This window comes from Thomasclavelia sp. (assembly GCF_017889095.1).
Lineage (GTDB): Bacteria > Bacillota_I > Bacilli_A > Erysipelotrichales > Coprobacillaceae > Thomasclavelia.
On sequence record NZ_JAGHEW010000297.1, the window covers coordinates 1 to 10,794 of the forward strand.

At 30.6% G+C, this 10,794-nt stretch carries 10 protein-coding genes; 3 read left to right on the forward strand and 7 right to left on the reverse strand.

From position 1 onward, the window contains the following. The 6 genes from J7M77_RS13115 to J7M77_RS13140 form a co-directional block, all read right to left on the reverse strand. On the reverse strand, positions 1-1,013 hold a 1,013-nt coding region (locus J7M77_RS13115; protein WP_296879309.1), incomplete at its 3' end, for a TrkH family potassium uptake protein. Positions 1,014-1,018: 5 nt separating this feature from the next. Continuing rightward, complete coding sequence (gene trkA, locus J7M77_RS13120) at positions 1,019-2,380, reverse strand: Trk system potassium transporter TrkA (protein WP_296879312.1); 1,362 nt, start codon at positions 2,378-2,380, stop codon at positions 1,019-1,021. A gap of 257 nt (positions 2,381-2,637) precedes the next feature. Continuing rightward, positions 2,638-3,300: a TrkA family potassium uptake protein gene (locus J7M77_RS13125; RefSeq protein ID WP_296879314.1), complete on the reverse strand. Its 663-nt coding sequence runs from the start codon at positions 3,298-3,300 to the stop codon at positions 2,638-2,640. An 11-nt stretch (positions 3,301-3,311) separates the two neighbouring features. Continuing rightward, the gene (locus J7M77_RS13130) at positions 3,312-4,715 is read right to left on the reverse strand and encodes a TrkH family potassium uptake protein (protein ID WP_296879316.1); all 1,404 of its coding nucleotides are present in this window, start codon (positions 4,713-4,715) and stop codon (positions 3,312-3,314) included. Then, complete coding sequence (locus J7M77_RS13135; RefSeq protein ID WP_296879318.1) at positions 4,712-6,298, reverse strand: NAD(P)/FAD-dependent oxidoreductase; 1,587 nt, start codon at positions 6,296-6,298, stop codon at positions 4,712-4,714. The genes J7M77_RS13130 and J7M77_RS13135 overlap by 4 nt, the downstream gene beginning before the upstream one ends. Continuing rightward, entirely contained in the window at positions 6,285-7,412 is a 1,128-nt protein-coding gene (locus J7M77_RS13140) for an aminoacetone oxidase family FAD-binding enzyme (RefSeq protein ID WP_296879320.1), read from the reverse strand. The genes J7M77_RS13135 and J7M77_RS13140 overlap by 14 nt, the downstream gene beginning before the upstream one ends. Positions 7,413-7,648: 236 nt before the next feature. Between J7M77_RS13140 and J7M77_RS13145 the strand changes: the two genes are divergently transcribed. The 3 genes from J7M77_RS13145 to J7M77_RS13155 are packed head-to-tail and all read left to right on the forward strand — an operon-like array spanning position 7,649 to position 9,483. After that, complete coding sequence (locus J7M77_RS13145; RefSeq protein WP_296879322.1) at positions 7,649-8,383, forward strand: YebC/PmpR family DNA-binding transcriptional regulator; 735 nt, start codon at positions 7,649-7,651, stop codon at positions 8,381-8,383. A 24-nt stretch (positions 8,384-8,407) separates the two neighbouring features. Beyond that, positions 8,408-9,070, forward strand: a complete 663-nt coding sequence (locus J7M77_RS13150) for an MBL fold metallo-hydrolase (RefSeq protein WP_296879324.1) — start codon at positions 8,408-8,410, stop codon at positions 9,068-9,070. Continuing rightward, complete coding sequence (locus J7M77_RS13155; protein ID WP_296879326.1) at positions 9,067-9,483, forward strand: thioesterase family protein; 417 nt, start codon at positions 9,067-9,069, stop codon at positions 9,481-9,483. Before J7M77_RS13150 ends, J7M77_RS13155 begins: the two co-directional genes overlap by 4 nt. An 84-nt stretch (positions 9,484-9,567) precedes the next feature. Here J7M77_RS13155 and J7M77_RS13160 read toward each other — a convergent pair. Next, on the reverse strand, positions 9,568-10,794 hold a 1,227-nt coding region (locus tag J7M77_RS13160), incomplete at its 5' end, for a hypothetical protein (protein WP_296879328.1).

A 10,794-nucleotide genomic window follows, 5' to 3' on the forward strand; every position in this document is an offset into this window, starting at 1 on the left:
CCAATAAACATTAAGGCTAATAGGATAGTTTGTGAAAAAACTGGCCATTTACCATAATCAGCTGTTACATATCCAGTTGTTGTAATAATCGAACCTACTTGGAAACTAGAATATCTAATTGCCGATAAAATCGAATCATACATTGGTAAAATATTAATAGTAATTAAGGCAATTGCTGCAAAAATAATTAATAAATACCAGCGTAATTCTTCACTTCGCATTACTTCTTTGATCTTACCAATAATTACAAAATAAATTAAGTTAAAGTTAACTCCAAATAAAATCATAAATATCGTCAATACCGTATCGATATAAGCACTATCATAAAAAGCAATACTACTATTTTTAATTCCAAAACCACCTGTCCCAGCGGTTCCAAAAGCTGTCAACATACTATCAAATAAAGGCATCCCACCAATTACTAACAAAACAATTAAAACAACCGTTAAAACAGCGTAGATCACATATAAAATCCTAGCTGTCAAACGTACTTTGGATACTAATTTACCAACTACTGGGCCAGGTACTTCAGCTTTTAAAATATGTAATGAACGACCTGAAGCAATCGGAATAAAAGCAATTACAAATACTAATATCCCCATTCCACCAACCCAATGGGAAAAACTACGCCAAAATAAATTAGTATTACTTAAGGCCTCAACATCAGTTAAAATTGAAGATCCAGTAGTGGTAAAACCAGACACCATTTCAAAAACAGCATCAATATATGAAGGTATTTCACCACTTAAACAAAAGGGTATTGCACCAACCAAGGAAACTAAGATCCAGCTTAAAGCAACGATTACAAATCCTTCACGAGCATAGATATTTTTTTTCTTAGGAACTTTATAAGAAACTAAATATCCCAAAAGAATAATCAGCAATCCAACAATTCCATAATAAATTCCAATTTTTTCTTGATATATTAAAGACACTAATACTGGTATAAACATCAATAAACCAGTGATCATCAATAGTTTTCCAATCGCATAAACAATCATTCTTCTATTCATCTTAATTAACTCCTTATAATATCATTAAGACTCTTTAATGTTATGTTCTTAGAAATTACAATTACATGATCATCTTTTTCAATCGTTGTATTTCCTTTAGGAACAATAATTTCATCCCCACGAGAAATTGTTGCAATTAAAATATTATTATTTAATTCTAAGTCATTTAAAGTTTTACCTAAGAATTTAATTTTTCCAGTAGCAATAAATTCACTAGCTTCAACTTCGCCATCAACTAATTTATATAAAGTTTTTACACTAGAATCATCATCTTTATTCATTTTAGCCCGAACATAGCGAACTATTTGACCAGCAATAATTTGCTTTGGAGCTACAATACTATCTACTTTTAAACTATCAGTCAAACCTGTATAATTCATTCTTGTAACTTTAGCAACTGTTTTTCGATTATACAAATTTTTAGCATATAAAGATAAAATAACATTTTCTTCATCTAATCCTGTTAAAGCTAAAAATGCATCAGTATTTTCAATTCCTTCTTCTAACAATAGTTCTTCATCACTGCCATCACCATAAATAATGGTTGCAAATGGTAATTTTTTTGATAATTCCTGGCATCGTTGAAAATCTTTTTCGATAATCTTAACTTTAATTCCCGCTACCGCTAAGAATTTAGTCAAATAATAAGCAATCTTACCACCACCAACAATTAAAACATTTTTAACTCGTTGAGTGTTAAGACCAACATCCAAACAAAATCTCACTAAATCACGATGAGCTCCAGTAATATGTAAGTGATCTCCAGCTTTGATAATATAATTACCATCAGGAATAGTTACTTCTTCGTTATGACTAACCGCACAGACTAGAATGTTTGTTTTAGAAAGCTGATTTAATTGACTTAATGGTATTCCAACCATTTTACTATTCTCTTTAACATAAAACTCTGCCAATTCGACTTTTCCACGAGCAAAAGTTTCTACTTTTACTGCGGATGGAAAAGCTAAAGCTCTTCTAATTTCACTAGCAGCTTCTAATTCAGGATTAATAATCATTGATAATCCTAACTGATCACGCATAAAATCCCGTTGTCTTAAATAATCAGGGTTACGTACCCTTGCAATTGTATGATGAACTCCCATTCTTTTAGCAATCAAAGCCGCTAAAATATTTAATTCATCAGAAGCTGTCACACAAATAATTAAGTCGGCATCTTCAACTCCAGCTTCACTTAAAATATCGTATGAACCACCATTACCAACAACACCAATTACATCATATTGATTAACGACATCATCAATCTTTTGTCCATTTGTGTCAATGACTACAATATCATGGTCTTCATTGGACATATGCTTGATTAAAGTTTTCCCAACTTTACCAGCACCCAAAATAACAATATTCATAGTAAAAAAACTTCCCCCTTGATCTACTTTGTAGACAATTTTGCCACATTTTTAGACATCTTGCAACCTTTCTTAAACAAACTTTACAATATCATAACAATTCATAAATTAATGATAATTTATTCTAATCTTAATACAATTTTAATATCAAAAATATTACTTTTCCTTGTTAATATTTATATTTTTAAGACCATTAATCTTTTACACATTAAAATAAAATAAAGAAATAATTAAAAAAAAATAGAACATTTTGCGTTCTATTTTCTCATATAATCAAATCTTTCTAATTCTTTAGTTTTACCAATGACTAGGAAATAATCATCATCTTCAATACGATATTCAGGAACAACATCTAAAGATAATTTACCATCTTGTCCATGTTTTACCCCAATTACATTCATCCCATAAACACGACGAATATTTAAAGTTACAAAGTTCTTACCAATCCAGTCTTTAGGAGCTTTGATTTCAACTAGTGAATAATCTTCATCTAATTCTACTAAATCAATAATATTTTTTCTTAGTAAACTTTTTGCTACTTTGATACCCATATCTTTTTCAGCTCTAATAACTCGATTAGCACCGACTTTTTCTAAAATTTTCATGAACTGTTTATTTTTAGCTTTGGCGATAACATAGGAAACTCCTAGTTCTTTTAAATTCATCGTTGCTAGAACGGCTTCTTCTAAATGGGTTCCAATTGCCACTATAGCTATATCACATTCACCAATACCAGCTGCTTGCAGCTCTTCAATATCAGTTACATCGCCAACTACTGCTTTGGTCACTTCATCAGCGATTCGTTCAACACATGCGGGATCTTGATCCATGACAATAACTTCTAAGCCATGACTAGCTAATGTAGTTGCCACCGTTGATCCAAAAATTCCTAAACCTAATACTGCATATTGTTTATCCATACTCCACCTCATTATCCTAGTAAAATATTTCCATCAGGATATTTTACTTCTTTCTTTCCTGCTCTTAAATATGATTTTCTTGCAAAAGAAATCATCATGGTAATTGGTCCAATCCGACCAATATACATTAAAATAATAATTACGATCTTACCAATACTTGTTAAAGAAGGGGTTAATGAAGCACTTAAACCAACTGTGGCCAAAGCAGAAACTACTTCAAAACAAATATCAATAAAACTAGCTGTTTCTGTTAATGTTAAAATAAAAATACTAATCATGACTAATGATAAAGCCATTGAAATAATTGCAAAAGAACGAACAATTAAATGCTTTGGAATTCTTCGTGCAAAAACAGTTACTTCTTTACGTCCATGATAAATATTATAGACCTCTAAGATTCCTAAAGCAAAAGTTACCGTTTTGATTCCACCCGCAGTTCCCGCTGGTGAACCGCCAATAAACATGATCACACACATCATGAATTTTGTTGCTGGTGCTAAACCAGCCATATCGACAGAAGCAAAACCTGCTGTTCGTAAGGTTGCTGATTGGAACCAGGATATTTGTAATTGATCCAATAAATTTAAATTTCCAATCGTTTGGGGATTTTGATATTCACATAAATAAAATAATCCTGTTCCTGCTATTAAAAGAATTATCGTTACAATTAAAACTAATTTAGTATGTAAAGAAAAGCTTTTAAATAAATGCTTTTTACTAAATTTAGCTGGTCGCTTAAATTCTTTTTTAAAGCAATTAGCAACATCAAACCAGACAATAAAACCTAAACCACCCATAATAATTAAACCAGGAATGACTAGATTAATAATGCCATTAGTTTGATAATTAATTAATGAATTACTACCCAAAACATCAAAACCAGCATTACAAAAAGCCGAAATACTATGAAAGATTGAATAGTAAATTCCTTTGATCATTCCATAATCAGGAATAAAAACTAATGCTAATAATAAAGCTCCAATTCCTTCAACAATAAATGTATATTTGATGACGTTTTTTACAAACTTTGGCAGATTATCTAAAGTTGGCTGATTAAAAGCTTCTTGCAATACTACTTTATTAGTTAAAGATAATTTCTTTTTAATCATGATGATCAATAGATTTAAAAAAGTTAAAAATCCTAAACCACCAATTTGAATCAAAATAATGATGATTATTTGTCCAAATAAATTATATTGTTCACTAGGAACAACTGGTATCAAGCCCGTTACACAAGTTGCTGAAGTTGCTACAAATAAATTATTTAAATACGATGTAGCTCCTTTTTGATTACAGATTGGTAACGTTAATAAAATTGAGCCAATTAAAATTACTAATAAAAAGCTTAAAGCAATTTGTCGAGTTGGTCTTAAACTATGATGACGTTTTTTTAATTTTAATGTCGATACTTTCATTTTTCTTTACCTGCATCATCTATTTTTTGTAAGATTTGTTCACTGCATTTTAGACCATCAATTGCACTAGACATAATTCCGCCTGCATAGCCAGCACCCTCACCAATTGGCATAATATTTTTAATATTACTTTGATAATTTTCATCACGATAAAATCTAATTGGTGATGAAGAACGTGATTCAACTCCACTAAGCATTGCATCTTTAGTAAAGTTGGAAAACTTTTGTTCCATCAAAGTTAGTCCTTCTTTTAAAGCCTGATTTAAATTATCAGGAAATAACTCATTTAAATTAGTGTATTTAACCTTTGGTAAGACACTGCATTTTACCTGATCCATCATTAAATCCAAACTATCATTTAAATAATCTTCAACACGCATTACTGGTACATGGTAGTTACTACCACCTAATTTAAAAGCTTTTTGTTCTAAATCACGCTGGAATAGCATTCCCGCCAAAGGATGATTGCTATTAAAATCCTCCGGTCCAACCGTTACCAAAATAGCACTATTGGCGTTTTTACCATCACGAGCCTGATTGCTCATACCATTTACAACTAATCCGTTAGCTTCACTGCTTGAATTAATTACCTGGCCGCCAGGACACATACAAAAAGTATAAACACCGCGACCACTGCTAGTTTTTACTGCTAATTTATAATCAGCAGCACCAAGTCTTGGATGAGTTGCATATTTTCCATATTGATGTTCGTTGATAAATGATTGCAAATGTTCAATGCGGAAACCAACCGCAAACGGTTTTTGGTAAATTTCCATGCCTCTTTGATATAACATTTCATAAGTATCCCGAGCACTATGACCGATCGCTAAAACTAATTTATCAACTGCCATAACTTTTCTTTTACCATTAGTTTCCACAACAATTTGTTGTAAACAGCTGTTTTCAATTTCAAGATCAACTAATTTAGTATCAAATAATACTTTACCACCATTATTAATGATCGTTTGTCGCATCCTTCTTACAACATTAATTAAATAATCAGTACCAATATGCGGTTTATTAGAATAAAGAATATCTTCTTTAGCTCCATTTTCGACAAAGGTTTCTAAAATAAACCGTTTACGAAAATCTTTGACCCCAGTAGTTAGCTTACCGTCACTAAAAGTACCCGCTCCACCTTCACCAAATTGAACATTGCTGTTTATATTTAGTTTACCAGTTACAAAGAAATCATCAATATCTTTTTGACGCTGTTCAACTGGCTGACCGCGTTCTATCAAAGTAACTTTTTGATGAAAACGAGCTAAATTATAGGCACAAAATAATCCTGCCGGCCCACTGCCAACAACGACAACATGTTGATCAGTTGGTTTAAAATTTGAATACTGATAGGGTTTTACTTTTGTTAAACGAGGATATTTAGCTAGCATTGCTTCTTCGTTTTCAACTTCAAAAGTAAAAGCACAAACAAAATGAATTTTATTTTTTCTTCTAGCATCAATTGCCTGTTTAACTAGTTTTACGTTTTTTATTTTATTTTTAGAAATATTTAATTGTTGTGAAATGATTTTACGATAATCATCAATATGTAAAGGAACTTTAACATTATTAATCTGTAACATCTAATCTCTCCTTATCAATTATTGTTTTAGCAACATGATAACCCGAAGCAAAAGCAAAGTGCAGATTATAACCGCCACAATCACCATCCACATCCAAAACCTCACCACATAAATAAAGATTAGGATATTTAACTGCTTCCAAATTATCATCAATTTCATCTAATCTAACGCCACCACTAATTACTTGGGCTTTTTCAATTCCATAAGTATCCTTAATGACAAAACGCCAATCTTTTAAATTAGCAACCTGATTTAAAACTTTCGCTAATTTATCATTAAAAATACCCTCTAAATAATAATTTCCAAAACTTTTTTTCCGCCAGGATAAATATTTATTTAACTCCTGATCACTATAATCAGGTAACAAGTCTAAAGAAATCTCTTTTAAACCCTGATAATGTGATAATAATCTTGATAACTGCATAATACAAATTCCCGATAAACCCGAATCACTAAACAGCACTTCACCATCAAGCTGTTCAATCATTTGACCATTGACCAATAAACTAGCGCGACATTTTACCCGTACTCCTTTTAAATTACGATAAGCCGGTTTAGTTTTTAATTGGACTAAACTAGGATATAATTTAGTCATTTTAAGTCCTAGCTGTTTAACTAGATCATAATTATGATTGCCAGATAATAAAGATGCCGGTGAACCGGTTGCAATAACTACATTATTACCAAAATATTCTTGACTATCAGTTTTTACCATATAACCTTTTTTAGTTTTTTTGATTTCATTGATTTGGCAGTTTTCAATTAAAGTCGAATCGTTAAAATTATTGATCAATGCATTTTTGATTGTTAAACTTTGATTAGAATATGGGTACAACAAATTACCTACCCGTCTTACTTTAACCCCAATTCGTTCAAAATATCTTTGCGCATTAAAATCATGAATAATCTTGGCAATCCTTTGATCAGTTGTATTATAATATTTCATCTTTAAATTTGTATTTGATAAATTACAGCGTCCATTACCGCTAGCTAAGATCTTTCTTCCGGCTTTATTCGATTGTTCCAAAATAAGCACCTGATGGCCTTGAGCAATTAATTCATGGCCACATAATAGTCCACTAGCTCCACCGCCAATAATAATTGTTGTTTTCATTTGAAAATCTCCTCGTACATTGCCTTGATTATAGCATAAACTTATTTCTTTTCAAGGCGAATAATCTTTTATTTTAAGGTTGTTATTTTAGGGTTTAAGAATCCTTAATAAAGCTTAACTTTATTAAGATTTATAGTTTATTAATCAAGTTTTTTTGATCAATAAATCGTACTTGATAATATTAGATGATAAGTGTATAATTTAAAAGAATTTATCACTTTAAGGAGGAATTATTTATGGGTAGAGCACATGAAGTGCGTAAAGTTGCCATGGCAAAAACAGCAGCTAAAAAAGCTAAATTGTACTCACGTTATGGTAAAGAAATTTACTTGATAGCTAAAGCTGGTGGTCCAGAACCTGATGGAAACCTAGCTTTAAGAAGAATAATTGAAAAAGCAAAAAAAGAACAAGTACCTGCTGATGTTATTAAAAGAGCAATTGATAAAGTAAAAAGCGGTGTTACTGAAAATTATGAAGAAAAAGTATTTGAAGGTTACGCTGGTGGTGGTGCAACATTGATTGTTAAATGTTTAACTGATAATATTAATCGTACTATTTCACAAGTTCGTCCTGCTTTTACTAAATCTAAAGCTAAATTAGGTAATGAAGGTTCGGTTGCTTATCAATATGATGTTATTAGTGTTGTCAGCTTCAAAGGTTTAGATGAAGAAGCGGTATTAGATGCTTTAGTTATGAGCGAAATTGATGCTAGAGATATTGTTAGTGAAGATGATGGAACAATTAAAGTAATTGGGGAACCATCTGATTTAAATAAAATCAAGGAAGCTATTGAAGGAATCAAAGAAGATGTTGATTTTGAAATTGATGAAATTCAAACTCTTCCTCAAGAAACAGTAGAACTTGAAGGCGAAGATATGGAATTATTTGAAAGATTAATGAATAATCTTAATGATTGTGATGATGTTGATCAAATCTTCCATAATGTTGCAAACTATGATGAGGGAGAATAATTCTCCCTTTTTTTGGAGGTAAAAATGGAAGTTACTTATTTATATAACAGTGGATTTTTAGTTGAATTAGTCGATCATCTTTTATTATTTGATTATTACCAGGGCACTTTACCGGCATTAAACCCTAACAAGCCTTTATATATTTTTGTTTCCCATAATCATTATGACCACTACAACCCTAAAATATATCAAATTAATCATCCTAATATTACTTATATTATTGATGAGGGGATCAATAATATAGGTATTAAAGTAAAACCAAATGAAACCTATCAAATTGATGATCTAAACATTAAAACTTTACTATCAACTGATTTAGGCGTTGCTTTTGTCGTAACTTGTGAAAATAAAAATATCTATCATGGCGGTGATTTACACTGGTGGCACTGGATTGGGGAACCAGATCAAGATAATCAGTATCAGGAAGTTACTTTTAAACAGGAAATCAATAAAATCAAATCAATCAAATTCGATTTATTGATGACTGCTTTAGATCCCCGTTTAGAAGAATCTATTTCCTGGGGAATGAATTATATTTTAGAAAATATCGAAGCTAAATATGTCTTGCCAATGCATTTTACTGAAAGTATATCAAAAATGCACCAGGCACTGCAACAATTACCATTAATCCAATATCACAACATTATTAAAATCAATTATAAAGGAGAAAAATTTAACTTATTATGATCAAACCATATATTCATCAAGCCAAATATTACGAAACTGATCAAATGGGCATCATTCACCATTCCAACTATATTCGCTGGTTTGAAGAAGCCCGTATTGATTATATGAACCAAATCGGTTTACCATACAAACAAATGGAAAGTGAAGGAATTATTTCTCCGGTACTTGAAGTAAACTGTCAGTATTTAAATATGATGTATTTTGATGATCAGGCAACCATCAAAGTAGCCGTTACTGATTATACTGGAGTTCGCTTTGCTTTAAAATACGAAATCTATAACCAGGACAATAAATTGTGTACTACTGGCAGTTCAAGACATTGCTTTATGTCTAAAGACGGTAAACCCGTTAGTTTAAAAAGAAGTAAACCCGAATTTGATTTATTATTTAAACAAGTATTACAAAATCAATAATTACTTAGGTCATCTTTTTGATGACCTTTTTAACCTTATAATTATAATAAAAATAGAAATTAGTATTTTACTAATTTCTACATATTAACTATTTGACCGTAAAATTGCAGCAATTTCTTTTACAAAAATTTGTCTAATCGTAATCAATAATGGAATGATCCTAGTTATTATTAGATAAAAACAAGTTTCTAATAAAATTAATAATAAATCAATTGCACCCATCTTTAAACCAAAAATAAAACAAACACCAAAATAACTAATCATCGTTAATAATAAAGTAGCCAGAATCAAACGAATATTTTCATAATAATATAAGTAATAAAATGCCCGCTGATCAATTCCATTGATCCTTAAATTACAAATTTCCAATTCCCGATTTTTATTTTCCATTGTTTGAATCAAATAAACAATTACTAGTACCCCAATACTGATACTTACTTTCAACATCACCATAATATCTTCAATATTTTTAAGATTTCTGATTTGCTGACGGTAGTTCATCCCTGTTGAAAAAACTGTTGCGTTTGTAAACCAGCGCTGGATTTCTATTACTGTTGTTTCTATATCCTCAGTATTTTTACACTTTACATTTACAGCACTGCTTAATTTGATCCCTTTTTTCAGGCACATTTCATCGATCATTGAAACAGGTACATAGATTATTTCCCCTTTAATACCGGTATCATTATAAAAGTCTTTTACTTCATAATCATCAACTGTAAAAGCAAAATCATAAATTTGATTTTCTAAAGCCAGATATGCTTGGATTTTTAAGTTGGTATCTACCTGTTTAGCTAATGATGATGGTATAACCGGTTTATCAAGCGAACTTTTAGAAACAATTGTAACGTCTTTATTTTCAAACGTAGCATTTAACTGCCAGTAATTGCTGACACTTTCAACATTGTCAATTTCCCTAAGTAAATTAATTTGATCCTGATTAAACTTTACATTAACCTGGTCATATTTTGCTTGTGGTAATACTTCATTAGTATTAATTACTAAGATTTCATCACTGGCATACATTTGATTTAATAATTCTAAGTTCGTTAGAAAATTAGACAATACAGATGGTAAAACAGCTAAAACAGTGATCATTATTGTATAAATTATATTCATGATCAGTTTTGATATCTTACGATTACCTTTACGATATACTTTATAGAAATGTTTATCAATTTTGGTAGCATCTTTTAATTTTTGTTCATTAATTTCTTTGCACTGATCTTTTTTTAAAACTAAATGCTGATCTTCGATCTGATATAAAACATCACAGTTTTCACCTACATATTGATCATGACTGGCAATCAG

What these genes read in the sequence shown, in the direction of transcription:
- J7M77_RS13130 (WP_296879316.1), bottom strand. Translation starts at nt 4,715, where the DNA reads ATGAAAGTATCGACATTAAAATTAAAAAAACGTCATCATAGTTTAAGA.
- J7M77_RS13140 (WP_296879320.1), bottom strand. Translation starts at nt 7,412, where the DNA reads ATGAAAACAACAATTATTATTGGCGGTGGAGCTAGTGGACTATTATGT.
- J7M77_RS13125 (WP_296879314.1), bottom strand. Translation starts at nt 3,300, where the DNA reads ATGGATAAACAATATGCAGTATTAGGTTTAGGAATTTTTGGATCAACG.
- J7M77_RS13135 (WP_296879318.1), bottom strand. Translation starts at nt 6,298, where the DNA reads ATGTTACAGATTAATAATGTTAAAGTTCCTTTACATATTGATGATTAT.
- J7M77_RS13155 (WP_296879326.1), top strand. Translation starts at nt 9,067, where the DNA reads ATGATCAAACCATATATTCATCAAGCCAAATATTACGAAACTGATCAA.
- trkA (WP_296879312.1), bottom strand. Translation starts at nt 2,380, where the DNA reads ATGAATATTGTTATTTTGGGTGCTGGTAAAGTTGGGAAAACTTTAATC.
- J7M77_RS13150 (WP_296879324.1), top strand. Translation starts at nt 8,408, where the DNA reads ATGGAAGTTACTTATTTATATAACAGTGGATTTTTAGTTGAATTAGTC.
- J7M77_RS13145 (WP_296879322.1), top strand. Translation starts at nt 7,649, where the DNA reads ATGGGTAGAGCACATGAAGTGCGTAAAGTTGCCATGGCAAAAACAGCA.